This window comes from Gluconobacter oxydans DSM 3504, assembly GCF_000583855.1.
GTDB classification, from domain to species: domain Bacteria; phylum Pseudomonadota; class Alphaproteobacteria; order Acetobacterales; family Acetobacteraceae; genus Gluconobacter; species Gluconobacter oxydans.
Genome location: NZ_CP004373.1, coordinates 651,256 through 665,921, shown reverse-complemented (window position 1 = coordinate 665,921; position 14,666 = coordinate 651,256). Strand labels below are relative to the sequence as shown.

The 14,666-nt window shown below is 62.0% G+C and carries 13 protein-coding genes; 8 read left to right on the top strand and 5 right to left on the bottom strand.

Annotated elements, in window-relative coordinates:
* Window positions 1-140 precede the first annotated feature (140 nt).
* Entirely contained in the window at window positions 141-521 is a 381-nt protein-coding gene (locus tag GLS_RS03070; protein ID WP_041111091.1) for an ArsC family reductase, read from the top strand.
* On the opposite strand, the gene GLS_RS03065 is transcribed toward GLS_RS03070, so the two are convergent.
* Window positions 496-1,401 (bottom strand): helix-turn-helix domain-containing protein, encoded by a 906-nt coding sequence (locus GLS_RS03065; RefSeq protein WP_041111090.1) that lies wholly within the window; start codon window positions 1,399-1,401, stop codon window positions 496-498. The two genes, GLS_RS03070 and GLS_RS03065, sit on opposite strands and share 26 nt — an antisense overlap.
* A gap of 429 nt (window positions 1,402-1,830) precedes the next feature.
* Here GLS_RS03065 and GLS_RS03060 point away from each other — a divergent pair, with 429 nt between their 5' ends.
* Window positions 1,831-4,302, top strand: a complete 2,472-nt coding sequence (locus GLS_RS03060) for a membrane-bound PQQ-dependent dehydrogenase, glucose/quinate/shikimate family (protein WP_041111089.1) — start codon at window positions 1,831-1,833, stop codon at window positions 4,300-4,302.
* 77 nt (window positions 4,303-4,379) lie between these two features.
* Window positions 4,380-5,270, top strand: coding sequence for a transporter (locus GLS_RS03055; protein ID WP_041111088.1), 891 nt, complete (start codon window positions 4,380-4,382; stop codon window positions 5,268-5,270).
* 14 nt (window positions 5,271-5,284) lie between these two features.
* Here GLS_RS03055 and GLS_RS03050 read toward each other — a convergent pair whose 3' ends face one another.
* Window positions 5,285-6,760, bottom strand: coding sequence for an aminotransferase class V-fold PLP-dependent enzyme (locus tag GLS_RS03050; RefSeq protein WP_041111087.1), 1,476 nt, complete (start codon window positions 6,758-6,760; stop codon window positions 5,285-5,287).
* 134 nt (window positions 6,761-6,894) lie between these two features.
* Here GLS_RS03050 and GLS_RS03045 point away from each other — a divergent pair, with 134 nt between their 5' ends.
* On the top strand, window positions 6,895-7,356 hold the full coding sequence (locus GLS_RS03045) for an Lrp/AsnC family transcriptional regulator (RefSeq protein ID WP_011252091.1): 462 nt from the start codon (window positions 6,895-6,897) through the stop codon (window positions 7,354-7,356).
* Window positions 7,357-7,409: 53 nt separating this feature from the next.
* Window positions 7,410-8,708: an amino acid permease gene (locus GLS_RS03040; protein ID WP_041111086.1), complete on the top strand. Its 1,299-nt coding sequence runs from the start codon at window positions 7,410-7,412 to the stop codon at window positions 8,706-8,708.
* 4 nt (window positions 8,709-8,712) lie between these two features.
* Here the strand turns inward: GLS_RS03040 and GLS_RS13075 are convergent, their stop codons facing one another.
* Window positions 8,713-9,111, bottom strand: coding sequence for a DUF4186 domain-containing protein (locus GLS_RS13075; protein ID WP_080691881.1), 399 nt, complete (start codon window positions 9,109-9,111; stop codon window positions 8,713-8,715).
* Between the two features lie 93 nt (window positions 9,112-9,204).
* On the opposite strand from GLS_RS13075, the gene GLS_RS03030 reads away from it, so the two are divergent.
* Entirely contained in the window at window positions 9,205-10,239 is a 1,035-nt protein-coding gene (locus GLS_RS03030; protein ID WP_041111082.1) for an exodeoxyribonuclease VII large subunit, read from the top strand.
* A gap of 150 nt (window positions 10,240-10,389) precedes the next feature.
* Here GLS_RS03030 and GLS_RS03025 read toward each other — a convergent pair whose 3' ends face one another.
* On the bottom strand, window positions 10,390-10,842 hold the full coding sequence (locus GLS_RS03025) for a hypothetical protein (protein ID WP_011252087.1): 453 nt from the start codon (window positions 10,840-10,842) through the stop codon (window positions 10,390-10,392).
* A 187-nt stretch (window positions 10,843-11,029) separates the two neighbouring features.
* Here GLS_RS03025 and gap point away from each other — a divergent pair, with 187 nt between their 5' ends.
* Both gap and GLS_RS03015 read left to right on the top strand, forming a co-directional pair.
* Window positions 11,030-12,052 (top strand): type I glyceraldehyde-3-phosphate dehydrogenase, encoded by a 1,023-nt coding sequence (gap, locus tag GLS_RS03020; protein ID WP_041111080.1) that lies wholly within the window; start codon window positions 11,030-11,032, stop codon window positions 12,050-12,052.
* Between the two features lie 3 nt (window positions 12,053-12,055).
* Window positions 12,056-13,270, top strand: a complete 1,215-nt coding sequence (locus tag GLS_RS03015) for a phosphoglycerate kinase (RefSeq protein WP_041111077.1) — start codon at window positions 12,056-12,058, stop codon at window positions 13,268-13,270.
* Between the two features lie 382 nt (window positions 13,271-13,652).
* Here GLS_RS03015 and rpoH read toward each other — a convergent pair whose 3' ends face one another.
* The gene (gene rpoH, locus GLS_RS03010) at window positions 13,653-14,546 is read right to left on the bottom strand and encodes an RNA polymerase sigma factor RpoH (RefSeq protein WP_011252084.1); all 894 of its coding nucleotides are present in this window, start codon (window positions 14,544-14,546) and stop codon (window positions 13,653-13,655) included.
* Between the last annotated feature and the right edge of the window lie 120 nt (window positions 14,547-14,666).

Here is a 14,666-nt window from a genome sequence, read left to right as displayed (position 1 = left end):
AAAATTAACAACCGGTTTTTGGCTTTTCCAACAAAACGTGACTGCTCGGGACATCTTTCGACAGGTTTGTGAGAACGCCCGGCGCATGGTTTCATGATCGCGATCGCCCCCTTTGCGGCGGGAAAAGAGGAACAGGATTCATGGCCGCATCCGTCACGATTTATGGAATTCCCAACTGCGACACGATGCGCAAGGCGCGCGCATGGCTCACCGACCATGCCGTCGCGTTCACTTTCCACGACTATCGCAGGGACGGTGTGGATCGCTCACGTCTTGAAGGCTGGGTGAACCGGCTGGGATGGGAAAAACTGCTGAACCGTTCGGGAACGACGTTCCGCAAGCTGCCGCCGGAGCTTCGGGAGGGCCTCGATGCGGAGCGGGCCATTGCGCTCATGCTCGAACATCCGGCCATGATCCGGCGTCCGGTTCTGGAAGGTCCGGGCCTTCTTCTGGTGGGCTTCCGCCCGGACGACTATGCGGCGGCCCTGTCAGACTTCAGCGCTCAAGACCCAGCGCCCTGATCTTGCGGTGCAGCGTGGAGCGGCTCACGCCCAGAAGGCGAGCGGCGGCACTGACATTTCCGTGGACCGTCGCCAGCGCGGAGTGAATGACCTGCGCTTCAGCCCTGCGGAAACTCGGCTCTTCCTGCGCATCGAGCAGCGGCAGCAGGGCCGGGAGGCTGGACAGTTCGCCCTCGGGCCACTTCATGTGCCGCCGGCTGGCATGTGTCGCCCCCCGGACATGACCATCCCGGTCGAGAGCGACCAGCATCGACGAGGATGACGTGGAGGGCCCGAGCGTCACGATCATGTCCTGCCCGAAGCGGTCATGAAACAGTTTCTCCTCCACGCGCCGTGCCGTCGTCAGGAGCGCGTCCATCAGTAGCGGTGCGGCAGGCACGACGTTCTCGGCCGTAAATGAACTGATATCCATCGCGCCCGCGAGTTCGCCGATGGAATTATAGACCGGCACGGCCATGCCCGTGAGCTTGCGGAAGCACAGCCGCCAGTGCTGGTCATGCACGACCATGACGGGCCGTTCCTCACGCAGGCAGGTGCCGATGGCATTGGTCCCTGCATTCTGCTCGTCCCACACCGCTCCGGCCTGGAAGCGCCAGCGCCGGCAGCCGCTGAGCTGGCTGCGCTGCGTATGGCGGGAGAGGACGATGCCCGTGGGGTCGGCCAGCATCACCGTAAAATCCAGCGGATCCACCAGCCGGTGCAGATGCTGCATTTCGGGCAGCGCACTCTGGATCAGGCGCTGCGTGCGGCCGCTGACGAAGCGCAGCTCCGGCTGGCTGAGGACCTGTGTTTCCCAGCGCTCGGACGGATCCAGATTGTAGTTCGTGGAACACCTCGCCCATGAATCGGACAGGCAGGTGCGGGCCATGGTTGTGCTCATCGCGCCCCCCGGGCGGCGACATAAGACACCGGGTGTCGAAAACCTGTCGCAGTTCTGCGACAGGTGCGACGCGGACGGTCACAATCGGGTGAGGGTTCAACGATGTGGGATAGCCCCCGGCGAACTGAATCAGGAATGACGGGTCCCGGAAAAGGTAAAACGTTGTGTGTCAGGTGGGTTTTTTCGCAAACCATCGGTAACGCAGCGCTCCTTGTCTTTTCCGGTTCAGTGCTGTGGATCGGAAGGGAAGCAGGCATGAAGCCGGAGCTTTTGCAAGCGCCGGTCACTGTCCTTCCTGACGTACGAACAGGGCTGACCCGTCCGCCACAGCCATGACGGAGCGCAAACGGTATCGCGTTCCGCCGATGATCAGGAAAGACAAATCATTTCAGAGGGAATGGTTTTCGTTTTTCGCAAGAACGAGGTGTCATGTCTGCTTCACTCCAGAGGGTAATGTCTCCATTAACCTCTATCCTGCTCGCGCTTGTCGGGCTTTTCCTGCTGGGAGGGGGAGGATATCTCCTCATTCTCGGCGGTTCGTGGTTCTATGCCCTTGCGGGCCTCGTGATGCTCGCGGCTGCTGGTATCAGCTTCCGTAACCCGCTGCTGGGCGCGCGTCTGTACGCAGCGCTTCTGCTGGTGGCGACCGTCTGGTCCGTTCTTGAGGTCGGCTTCGACATCTGGGGCCTGGAAGTCCGTCTGTTCACGCTCGTCGGCATCGCAGCCTGGATGCTGCTGCCATGGGTTTGGCGCACCGGTCATAACTGGCTGTCGGACAAGCGCGAACTGCTCGGCTCTGCCGCCATCGCAATGGTTGCGATCATTGCAAGCTGCTTCACGTCCTATTCCATCGACGGCACGCTTCCCGCAGACCGCATGGCGGCGACGGGTCAGTCCGACCTGACGGCCAAGGACACCCCGGAAGCTGACTGGCCGGCCTATGGCCGCACGGTGGGCGGTGACCGCTACAGCCCGCTGGCACAGATCACGCCGGCGAATGTCAGCAGCCTCAAGCGCGCCTGGGTGACCCGTACGGGTGACGTCCAGAAGGCCGATGAAGGTGTGGTTGCCGGACCGGATCAGGGCCACGAGTTCAACCTCGAAGTCACCCCGATCAAGGTCGATGACACGCTCTATCTCTGCACGCCGCACAACTGGGTCATGGCGCTCGATGCCCGGACCGGCAAGGTGAAGTGGAAGTTCGATCCCAAGCCGGCTGCCGCCGACCTGGCCGCGAACGTCTATCTGGCCTGCCGTGGCGTCTCCTATTACAAGGCCGCTGACGACTATCAGGCTCCGGACGGGTCCAAGGCCTGCCAGAAGCGCATCTTCTCCCCGGTTGGCGACGTGCGCCTGCTGGCTGTCGATGCCGAAACCGGCAAGCCCTGTGAAGACTTCGGCGAGCACGGCTTCATTTCCCTGCGCCAGTATCTCGGTCATGTTCCGCATGGCTTCCACTTCGTGACGTCGCCGCCGCTGGTGGTGAAGGATCGTGTGGTTCTGGGCGGCTGGATCTTCGACAACCAGGCGAATTTCGAACCCTCCGGTGCAATCCGTGCGTTCAACCCGATCACGGGCGAAATCGAATGGGCCTGGGATGCCGGTCACAACCCGGAAAACTGGAAGCCCGGCCCGAACGACGAGCTGACGCGTGACACGCCGAACGCCTGGGGCGTCTACACGGCCGATCCGGATCTGGGTCTGCTCTACATCCCGACCGGTAACTCCCCGCCGGACAACTGGGGTGGCTCGCGCCGTCCGTTCGACGACGCAACCTCCAGTGCCACGATTGCCCTCGACATCGAGACGGGTGAACGCCGCTGGACCTTCCAGACCGTGCATCACGATCTGTGGGACATGGATCTGGCCATCGGACCGTCCATGGTCGATCTGCCGGGCCCGAATGGCGAGAACATCCCGGCTCTGATCCAGAGCACGAAGCGCGGTGAGTTCTTCGTTCTGGACCGTCGCACCGGCAAGCCGGTTCCGGGTTATCCGGTTGAGGAACGTCCGGTTCCGACCGCAGGTGTTGCAGCGGATGACCATGTCTCCCCGACGCAGCCTTTCGCTGTCGGTCTGCCGTCCCTGACGCCGCCGGACCTCAAGGAAAGCGACATGTGGGGCGCGACGCTGCTGGATCAGATGATCTGCCGCATCCAGTTCCGCCAGTCCGCTTACGAAGGTCAGTTCACCCCGCCGCATGTTGGCAAGACGACGATCGTCTATCCGGCATTCTATGGTGTGGTTGACTGGCAGGGCGCCTCCATCGATCCGCAGCGCAAACTGCTGATCGCCAATGCGAGCTATCTGCCGTTCCGGATCCGTCTGGAGCACCGTCAGAAGGCCGAAAACGCCGGCATCCTGCCGAAGTGGAACGGTCAGGGCGACAAGCCGGAAGCCAAGGGCGATGCGCTGAGCGTGTCCCCGGATTACGGCACGCCGTACATCGCCTACACCAGCCCGTGGCTGAACCCGCTCGAGATCCCCTGCAAGGGACCGGTCTGGGGCAAGATCACGGCCATCGATCTGGTGACGAAAAAGATCGTCTGGCAGCACCCCGTCGGCACCACGCGCGACACGGGTCCTTTCCGGACGCATAACAACCTTCCGCTTCCGACCGGCATGTACAACATCGGCGGCAGTGTCGTGACCAAGGGCGGCGTCGCCTTCATGGGCGCTACGGCCGACGACTATCTGCGCGGCTTTGACATGTCGAATGGTAAGGTCATCTGGCGTGACCGTCTGCCCGCAGGCGGACAGGCTACTCCGATGTCCTATCAAATTGACGGGAAGCAGTATGTTGTGATCGCCGCAGGCGGTCATGGGGGCCTTGGCACCCGCAGCGGTGATTATATCATCGCTTATACCCTGAACGGGGAACAGGGCGCAGCCGCGCACTGATCGCCGGATCATGGATGGAGCGTGCCCCTCTGAGGGCACGCTCCACATCCTCATTAATTTCTATGGAAATTCACGTCATGCGTCGCAAATTCACGCTCGGAGTGCGCCTTGGTGCCCTGGCAGCCTGCATGCCTGCTGTTGCTCTCGTTCCGGGCGTTGCCGCGCATGCCGCCGATATCCCCCTGGCCATTATCGGACCGCACGAATACGACCTTCCGGTGGACTTCAAGCCGTTCAATGTGGTCGTGCAGTACGGTGACGGAAACGCCGCCGGTTCGGTCTATGACAGTGGCGGACAGCGCCGGGCGCGGGGCGGCAGTCATACCTGGAGCGGCATGACGAAATATGTGCATTTCCGCAGTTTCGACGCGATCCCACATGTCAGCTTTGCCTTCGAGCTGATCCAGTCCGAGGCCTACACGCTGGCCAACGGGCAGAACTGGGGTGGTCTGGGCACGACGATCGTCGGACCGGCAGCCTGGTTCAAGCCCAACAAGCACAGCACGCTCGGGATCCAGACCTTCATGGAAACTCCGTCAGGCACGCGGGATTCCTTGGCGTCTCATTACTGGGCCAACCTGTCGAGCATCATTTTCGATTACGAATGGAAGCATTTCAGCTTCGACGGCGATCTGGGCAGCGTCGTGAGTTCGACCAAACACCGCAACGGCGAGCACAGCTATTCAGCCGGCAACGTGTTCTACACAAACCTGCGTTTCAGCTGGAAAGCCTCGTCACGCTTTGAGCCGTTCTTCTCGCTCGACTGGCAGAACAGCGGCGGCATGCATGACAACACGTCCAATCTCTGGGTCGCCAATTCGAGCAGCCGCGAGACCGCGCTAGGTGTGGGTGCGATGATTTACGTCACCAAGCGCCTGTCGATCACGCCGCGCTATTCCCATTCTGTCGAAGGCCGCAACGTGGCGGAAACGAACGCCTATTACATGAAGATCGCCTATCTTTTCTGAGACCGTGCCCTGTTTCAGGCTGCGGCCTTCGGACGAAAACGCGCCGTGGTGATGTCGCAGTCATACTGCGCCGCCGTCTCGCAGGGATTGCTGGCGAGTTCATTGACGGCGTTCAGAATGCGCTCGACCTTGCCATCATCCATCAGCACGCTGAAATTCAGGCGCGTCCAGCCGGGCTTCTCGATTTCCTGACCCGAGAGAATGGCGTTGCGGATCAAACCGGACTCATCCTCATCAATGCCTAGAAGCCGATGCGCATACGGCCCCGCACACGCACAGCCACCACGGACCTGAATGCCGTAACGGTCCGACAGCATGCGCGTGAAAAGCTGCTGATGAATGAAACCGCCATTCTTCACGTCGCGGATGCGGAACGAGAAAATCGGAAGGGCATTGGCGGTGGGATGGCCAAGGATCTCGATGGCGGGATTGCTGCTCCAGGCCTTCACGGCACGCGTGCGCAGTTCGGCATTGCGCTGCGCCATATAGGCTTCCCCGATGACGTCCTTGACGATGAACGCCAGCGCCGCGCGGATGTCCCCGATCACGTTTGGCGTGCCGCTTTCTTCGCGTGCGGCAAGGTTCGCGGTGTAATCGTGGTTCCAGGGCGAGACGAAACGGACCGTGCCACCGCCTGGAAGGACAGGCGTCGTGCGCGGCATGGCGGCATTGCGCACGATCAGCACGCCGGACGCTGCCGGGCCACCGATGAACTTGTGGCAGGACACGACAACCGCATCTTTTTCAAACGGCGTACCCGGCTGCATGTCGATCGGGCAGTACGGACCAGCCCCGGCATAATCCCAGATAGACAGCGCTCCGTAACGCTTGAGCAGGGCCGTGACGGCGTTCACATCCGTCAGAATGCCCGTCACGTTGGACGCAGCCGAGAAGGAACCGATCTTCAGCCGATCCGCCGGGCAGGCCTTCAGTGCCTGTTCCAGAACACCCAGATCCGGCCCACCTTCGGCCGCCTCAGGGATTTCGACAATCTCCGCACCGCTTTCACGCCAGGGCAGGATGTTGGAGTGATGTTCGTAAGGGCCGATGAAAACGGTCGGGCGCTTTCCGGCTTCGCACAGGGCCGGGATTTCCAGCAGATGGACAAGACGGTTCAGCCCGGCCGTGGCGCCATTGCCCATGAAAATGGTCGTGAAATCGGGGGAGGGGGCATGGCAGAACTGGGCGATCATGGCGCGGGCGCTGTTGCGCAGGCGCGTCATGTAGGCGCCGCAGAAAGACGCTTCGGTATGGCTGTTGGCGTAGAACGGCAGGATCTCGTCCATGATGAACGTCTCGATCTGCTTCAGCGCACGGCCTGAGGCAACATAATCGGCATAGAGCAGGGACTGCGTACCGAACGGCGTCGAGAACTTCGCGCCATCCCCGATCACACCCTTGGCGAGCGCGGCCAGCCCGTTATTGCGCAGCGTCTGCTCGAACTGTTCGAGAATGGCGGTGCTGTTGTCGAGATTGCCGATCGTTTCCATGGCGCGATGTTTCCCCGTCCGTGCTGGCCCTGCGTGATGACCCTCGTGATGAAAAGACGATAGACCGACGGAAAGAGTGAAAACCGCTTCTTTTTTGAGGGTGAAAAATCCTTTTTGTGGTCATATAAAGCGATATGGCCAGAAAACTCGATCAAACGGATAGGGCGATCCTGAGAATCCTGCAAAAGCAGGGCACCCCCTCCCAGCGTGAACTCGCCGAGAAAGTCGGCCTGTCGCAGAATGCCTGCTGGCGGCGGCTGAATGCCCTGCGCGAGGACGGCGTGATTGCCCATGACACAGTGCGGCTCAACGCCTCCGCGCTGGGTCTGACCCTGACGGTATTCGTGCTGATGCGCACACGCCATCATTCGCGCGAATGGTTCGAGACATTCCGCAAGGTGGTCGGTTCGATACCGAACATAGTTGATTTTTATCGGATCGCGGGTGAATACGATTATCTTCTGAAGGTGGTGGCCTGCGACATGAACGATTTCGATCGTGTCTATCAGCAGATCATCAGCAAGGTGGAGCTTGATGCCATCACCTCGTACATGACCATGGAAACCCTGGCGGACAACAGGGACCTTCCGGTCTGAAGCGTCCTTCTTCCAAAACGCCTCTCCCGTCCACAGCAGGAAACTTCTTGTCCATGAGCCAGCCCGACCAGCTTGCCCACAGTCTGCGTACGCGCCATGTCGTCATGATCGCCCTTGGAGGGGTGATCGGGGCTGGATATTTCATCGGGGCGTCCGCGGCACTCTCGCTGGGCGGCCCTGCGGTGCTGCTGTCCTATGCGCTCGCCGGAACGCTGGTGTTCCTGGTCAATCTGATGATGCGTGATCTGGCGCTGAAAGTACCGGGCCGCGCGTCCTTCCTGCGGCAGATCCAGTATGCGCTCGGCAACCGCGCCGCCTTCGTCGCCGGCTGGGCGTACTGGCTGACCTGGATCATCGCGATCGCCGTGGAAGTCATCGCCGTGGCGACGATGCTCGCACCCTATATTCCGCTGCCCTATGCCGTGCTCGAAATCCTCATCATGGCGCTGATGACCGGCGTGAATCTCATGTCCGTCAAAGGCTATGGCGAGTTCGAATACTGGTTTTCGGCCATCAAGGTTCTGGCAATCGTCTGTTTCATCGGCATCGGCGTCTGGGCGCTGCTGAGCCGTCCCATTCCCGTTCATGACAACCTGTTCGCGCATGGTGGCCTGCTGCCGCATGGCTGGCTGGCGCTTCTGGCCGTGATCCCGACCATCCTGTTCTCCATGGGCGGCAGCGAAATTTCCACCGTCGCGGCTGTTGAGTCCGACAACACCGAACAGAACATCGTCCGCGCCACGCGCTCCATCGCGCTGCGGATCGGCGGGTTCTATCTCGTTTCCATCGCGCTCGTGCTGTGTCTGGTGCCGTGGAGCGATGTGGTGTCCGGGTATTCCCCGTTCCTGCTGGTGCTGCACCGGCTGCATGTCCCGTTCGCAGATGTGGCGCTGGCGGTCGTGGTCATGACTGCGGCGCTTTCCAGCCTCAATTCCGGGATCTATGTGACGTCCCGCATCCTGTACGAACTGGCGGAATCCGGCTCTGCTCCGGGACTGTTCCTGACCGTGGATGCGTCCACGAAACTGCCCCGCCGTGCCATTCTGGTCAGTGCGTTTGCATCTATTCTCGTGGCCGCCGTGGCCGTGCTCTCGCCGACGCTGATCTTCGGCCTTCTGGTCAGTCTTACGGGCGGCTTCATGGTGTTCAACAATACCATGATCGTGGCGGGACGTCTGAAACTCGTGCCGGAATCGCCCTGGAAGGCCTATGCCGCCCTAGTGCTGATCGGATGCACGCTGGTTGCCATGATGATCCAGCCCGAAACGCGCTCGCAGATCGTGCTGGGTGCTGCGGCACTCCTGCTGATCTTCCTGGCGGAGCGGTTCGTGCCGCGCCGTCAGCCAGACTGAGGCTTCAGAAGAGCGCCCCCTGCGCCGGGCTGCTGGGGACCGTGTGTCCAAAGTCCCGCTCGATCCAGCTTCGCAGCACAAGCAGGATCTGCGCCTGCTGTTCGGGCGTCAGCGCCTTTCCCGGCGCCATGCCATGCCATTTGGACAGGCAACTCCGGCAACACGCACCGGTGGCATGCTGCGCGATAAAGACCGGATGACCACGCATGGGCGTCTGCTTGCCGTCGCGGGGCGGGTGGGCCGGAGCCAGACGTTCGGCGATGAAGGCCGCACCATGTTCCATGACGGCATCAAGGCCCCGGCTTTCGAGATAGACTCGCGCCTGATCGTCCAGATGAAAGCGGGTGCGGAACCGGGACCGGGCAAGACGTTCAAACAGCTCTTCGGGATCAAATCGGCTCACCAGCCCACAACCTTCTGAAAAACATGCAAAAAATCGCGTGAGAGGGCGTCAGCCCTCTGTAAGAACATTTGTTCTTTCTCCATATGGTAACGGATGGACGCTTTTCCGAGACGCTCCCGCTCATCTTCCGCGGCGGGAGATACAACAACACTGACAGTCCTCTCTCCGCTTCAGGTGCAGGACCTGTTCTCTGCCCGGCTGGATGAGATCTGCGCTGCTTTCGACGAATGGGGCTTTCCGCTGGTCGTGGCGGGACAGCTTGGGGACGCCGCGCCCAATGCCTATCCCAAATATTACCAGCTTCCCCTGACCGATCCGCAGTTCGGAACCACCCTGGCTCTCGAAGTGCAGAAATCCATTCTGGCGCGGGCGGAAGTCGGCCCCGGTGATCATGTCCATGTCACCGGCATGCTGCGTGCCCGGCAGTATCGCGGGCAGGTCGTGCTGCGTTTCGAGGTCGTGGCTGTGGAACTTCACGATCCCGACCGCCAGAAAGTCGAGCGCGTCGAGCGTTCCGTTCTGGACGTCCTGCGCGGACTGCCCTGCGCGTTTCATCCCTATCCCACGCGGCCGGATGCGCGGCTCCTGCTGATCCATTCGGCGGCATCCAGTGCATTGGTGGCGGAGGATTTCCTTCAGGCTCTCGGCGGGGCCTGGCGTCCGGAACGTGTGCGAAGCCTGCCCACGGCCATGAACGATCCCGGCCGTCTGGCGGAGGCGATCCGCACCTGCCGGGAAGACATCATCGTCCTGATCCGCGGGGGCGGGGACGTGTCCGATTTCGTGGTCTTCGAAAACCCGCTGGTGCTGGAAGCGCTGGCCGTCTGTCCCGCGCATCGCGTTCTCGGGCTGGGCCATACGGCAAACCGGACCCTGGCCGAACGCGTCGTGGACCATGCCGCAACAACGCCCGCCGATGCCGGACATTACATCCGGCGCATGAGCGGCCGGGTCTGGCAGGAACAGGAAGAAGCCCGTGCGCAGCAGGAAGAAATGGCTGCACTGCGCGACAGCGTGACGCAGACTGTCGTGCCCGAGCGGACGCCGATCGGAACACGTCTGCGCAACGGGCTGATCCTGCTCGCGATTGGCGTGGCGCTGGGGCTGCTTCTGACCCGGCTGCTTTAAGGAACAGACGTTTCCCGAAGTGTTCCGGTCATCCGCAGGACAGCGAGGGGCCATGGCGCCAGGAAACATGCACAGACCGAGGCGCCCATACCTACGGTCCTGATCCAGGGCCAGCAGTCCGGAAAGGACTGCTGCATACGCCGTCGGAGATCAGCGGACGTCGACGCGGACAGACGGTTTGGTGGCCGACGGATCGGTGATGGCGTGCATTTCGATCTGGATGGGCTGCGCGCCAGCCTTCTCAAGATGGGACGCCACAACCGCCGCCAGATGATTGGTCACGTCCGTCAGGGCCTGTGCCTGGGCATCGGGAGTGGGCTGCGGCGGGGCAAAGGCCTGCACGATGAAGAGCACGTTCGCCTTGCGAGACAGGGCGGCCTTTGCGGCACGTTCCACGACGGGGCCGTATTCGGATTCCGGCGTCCCGCCTGCAATCGCCAGGAACGGGGCATGCGGCGGCGGCGCAGGCGGCGCGGGAGGAATATAGGGATGAGGCGGCTTGCCCGCATTCGGGTTGAACGTGCGCTGGTCCAGCAGCTTGCACCCCGAGAGCAGGGGCGCAGCCAGCAGCAGCCCTCCCATCAGGAGGGCGGACCGGGGCAAAGGACCCCGCGGCGAACGGAAATGTCGGACAAAAGGTGCCATATCGCGCGGAACCGTCGCAGGAACGGAGGCTTTGAGCAAGATTATAGAGTCAACTTCATGAAAAACTGTTGATGCCCCCTGTTGCTCCGCTGTGGCGGTGCTATGGAAGATGCCCGAGTTTTCAAGGAACGGAGTAGGGCAGGTCATGGCTGTAAAAATCGCGATCAACGGTTTCGGACGGATCGGACGGCTGGTGCTGCGTGGCATCATCGAAAGCGGACGTACGGATGTCGAAGTTGTCGCCATCAACGATCTGGGTTCGGTCGAGGCCAACGCGCACCTGCTGGCCTATGACAGCACGCATGGCCGCCTTCCGGGAACTGTCCGCGCTGAAGGCAACAGCCTGATCATCGAAGCCAATGGCCGTACCTATGGTCCGATCAAGGTGTCCGCCGAGCGCAACCCGGCACAGGTCCCGTTCCAGGGCGTCGATGTGGCGATGGAATGCACGGGCCTGTTCACCTCCCGTGAGAAGGCGTCTGCCCTGCTGGAAGCCGGTGCCAGGCGCGTCGTGATTTCCGCTCCGGCCACGGACGTCGATGCGACGATCGTTTACGGTGTGAACAACGACGTCCTGACGCCGGACATGAAGATCATCTCCAACGCGTCCTGCACCACGAACTGCCTTGCCCCCGTGGCATCCGTTCTGGACAAGGCCTTCGGAATCGAATGTGGCTACATGGTCACGATCCATTCCTACACGGGCGACCAGCGTACGGTGGACACCCTGCACAAGGATCCGCGCCGCGCCCGCGCCGCCGCCCTGAACATGATCCCGACCTCCACGGGTGCCGCCAAGGCCGTCGGTCTGGTTCTGCCGCATCTGAAGGGCAAGCTGGACGGAACCTCCATCCGCGTCCCGACGCCGAATGTCTCGGTCGTCTCGCTGGATTTCGTTCCGACGCGCACGCCGGCCTCCGCCGAAGCTGTCAACGAAGCCATCCGTGCCGCCTCGCTCGAAGGCCCCCTGAAGGGTATCCTCGAATACAACACGGCGCCGCTCGTCAGCTCCGACTTCAACCATGACAAGGCGTCCTCGATCTTCGATGCGACGCAGACGGTCCTCGTCGATGGCGGCAAGATGGTGCGCGTCTGCTCGTGGTACGACAACGAGTGGGGCTTCTCCAACCGCATGGCCGACACGGCCGCCCTGTTCGGGAGCCTCTGAGTGATGGCCTTCCGCACCCTTGATGGTGTGGACGCACGCGGCAAGCGCGTGCTGGTCCGCGCCGACCTCAACGTTCCGATGCATGACGGCGTCATCACCGATGACACCCGTCTGCAGCGGGTTGCCCCCACCATTCGCGAACTGGCCGACAAGGGCGCGCGCGTCGTGGTGTTCAGCCATTTCGACCGCCCGAAGGGGCAGGTCGTCCCCGCCATGTCCCTGCGTCCGATCGCGCTGAAGCTCGGTCAGATCCTGGGCCAGCCGGTTGGCTTCGTGGCCGAATGCGTCGGCCCGACCGTGGAAGCCGCTGTGGGCGCCATGGCCGACGGCGATATCATCGTCCTCGAAAACACGCGCTTCCATGCGGGTGAAGAGGCCAATGATCCCGAGTTCGCCAAGGCTCTGGCGCAGAATGGCGACATCTTCGTCAACGACGCGTTCTCGGCCGCGCACCGCGCCCATGCCTCAACCGAAGGCGTGGCCCGTGACCTGCCGTCCTTCGCCGGACGTCTGATGCAGGCCGAGCTGAGCGCCCTGTCCGCCGCTCTGGAAAACCCGGAGCGCCCCGTCGGTGCGATCATCGGCGGTTCCAAGATCTCGACGAAGCTCGATCTGATCGGGAATGTCATCGAGAAGGTGGACACGCTGTTCATCACGGGCGCGATGGCCAACACGTTCCTTGCGGCTGAAGGCATGAATGTGGGCAAGTCCCTGCAGGAAGCCGAAATGCATGAGACGGCACGCAAGATCGCCCATCTCGCGCAGGAAAAAGGCTGCGAGATCGTCCTGCCGGTCGATGCCGTCGTGGCGCGTGAGTTCAAGGCCAATGTCCCGACCGAGACCTGCCTGATCGGCGAAGTCCCGGACGATGCCATGATCCTTGATGCCGGTCCGCGCACGGTCGAGCTGATCCGGGACCGTCTGGACACGCTCAAGACGCTGGTCTGGAACGGCCCGCTCGGTGCGTTCGAGATCGCACCGTTCGACAAGGCAACGGTCGAGGTCGCACAGTATGCCGCGCAGCTGACGGAAGAAGGCAAGCTCAAGACGATCGCCGGCGGTGGTGACACGGTCTCGGCCCTGCGTCATGCAGGCGTCGCGAGTGAGATGACCTATGTTTCCACGGCAGGCGGGGCCTTCCTCGAATGGCTGGAGGGCAAGATCCTCCCGGGCATCGAGGTCCTTCGCTCCGCGGGCCACGATCTGGGGCTCGAATAAGACAAAAGCCGGGGAAGGTGACTTCCCCGGCTTTTTTTATGCGCGGTGAGAGAGGGCGTTGGATGTTGCGGAAATTTGTGTCGGGCTGGTTTCTGCTCTGTGGTCTCGCCGCCTGTCAGGCCTATGACCGCGCCCCGACATCACCCGCTGCGCCTTCGACTGGAGAACCTGTCCTGAGCGGTCGTCCGGAGGGAATGCTGTTGTCTCCTCCAAGAACTGAATCGCAAGCCGCTTATTCCAACCGGTTCAACGCTGATGGAAGCCAGAACGACGGCTTCTGACCCCGGCGTTCCGGCCTGTAGCGGAGTCCGACTGGTCTTCCAACACTAAAAAACCCCGCTGGAGCATGGCTCCGGCGGGGTTTTTCGTGAAAGACGTTTCCTCAGGCCTGAAGCCCGTTTTCGCGGCGGCGATGCTCGACTTCAGCGGCCATGGCCTTCTGAAGCTTCTCCATCGCACGGGCCTCGATCTGGCGGATACGTTCACGCGAGACGTTGTAATGATGGGACAGCTCTTCCAGCGTGGAAGGCTCTTCCTTCAGGCGACGCTCGCTCAGGATGTGACGCTCACGCTCGTTCAGCGTCATCAGGGCCTGATCCAGCAGCGCCTTGCGGCCCGTGAACTCTTCAGATGCGGCGTAGGTCTGTTCCTGGTTCTCGTGATCGTCCACGAGCCAGTCCTGCCATTCGCCTTCACCATCGATGCGCAGCGGCGCATTGAGGCTGTGGTCAGGCGCGGCCAGACGCTGGTTCATCGAAACCACGTCCTGCTCCGGCACGCCGAGCGTGGTGGCAATGGAGTTGACCTGCTCGGGCTTCAGATCGCCGTCATCAATAGCCTGCATCTGCCCCTTGAGGCGACGCAGGTTGAAGAACAGCTTCTTCTGCGCGGCGGTCGTGCCCATCTTCACCAGCGACCAGCTATGCAGGATGTATTCCTGCATGGCGGCGCGGATCCACCACATGGCATAGGTGGCGAGACGGAAGCCACGCTCCGGATCGAACCGGCGCACGGCCTGCATCATGCCGATATTGCCCTCGCTGATGAGTTCGTTCACCGGCAGGCCATAACCACGATAGCCCATGGCGATCTTGGCCACGAGACGCAGATGGGAGGTGACGAGGCGGTGGGCCGCGCTCGTATCTTCGTCCTTGCGCCAGCGCCGGGAGAGATCGAGCTCTTCCTGCGGCGTCAGCAGCGGGAACTTGCGGATTTCCTGAAGGTAGCGGGTCAGGTTGTTTTCGGGACCCACTGAAATGACGGCTGGGGATGCCATGATCTTCGACTCCTTTCGCCCGGGGCTTAACCCGCATCCGGATGAGATGGAGACTCATACGGACCGGCGACGGGATAGTTCCGTCTGACCCAGGTGACGCATTGGGAAGGACTTTCACGT

What these genes read in the sequence shown, in the direction of transcription:
- GLS_RS03015 (WP_041111077.1), top strand. Translation starts at nt 12,056, where the DNA reads ATGGCCTTCCGCACCCTTGATGGTGTGGACGCACGCGGCAAGCGCGTG.
- GLS_RS03030 (WP_041111082.1), top strand. Translation starts at nt 9,205, where the DNA reads ATGGACGCTTTTCCGAGACGCTCCCGCTCATCTTCCGCGGCGGGAGAT.
- GLS_RS03060 (WP_041111089.1), top strand. Translation starts at nt 1,831, where the DNA reads ATGTCTGCTTCACTCCAGAGGGTAATGTCTCCATTAACCTCTATCCTG.
- GLS_RS03040 (WP_041111086.1), top strand. Translation starts at nt 7,410, where the DNA reads ATGAGCCAGCCCGACCAGCTTGCCCACAGTCTGCGTACGCGCCATGTC.
- GLS_RS03055 (WP_041111088.1), top strand. Translation starts at nt 4,380, where the DNA reads ATGCGTCGCAAATTCACGCTCGGAGTGCGCCTTGGTGCCCTGGCAGCC.
- GLS_RS03045 (WP_011252091.1), top strand. Translation starts at nt 6,895, where the DNA reads ATGGCCAGAAAACTCGATCAAACGGATAGGGCGATCCTGAGAATCCTG.
- GLS_RS03065 (WP_041111090.1), bottom strand. Translation starts at nt 1,401, where the DNA reads ATGAGCACAACCATGGCCCGCACCTGCCTGTCCGATTCATGGGCGAGG.
- GLS_RS03070 (WP_041111091.1), top strand. Translation starts at nt 141, where the DNA reads ATGGCCGCATCCGTCACGATTTATGGAATTCCCAACTGCGACACGATG.
- rpoH (WP_011252084.1), bottom strand. Translation starts at nt 14,546, where the DNA reads ATGGCATCCCCAGCCGTCATTTCAGTGGGTCCCGAAAACAACCTGACC.
- GLS_RS03050 (WP_041111087.1), bottom strand. Translation starts at nt 6,760, where the DNA reads ATGGAAACGATCGGCAATCTCGACAACAGCACCGCCATTCTCGAACAG.
- gap (WP_041111080.1), top strand. Translation starts at nt 11,030, where the DNA reads ATGGCTGTAAAAATCGCGATCAACGGTTTCGGACGGATCGGACGGCTG.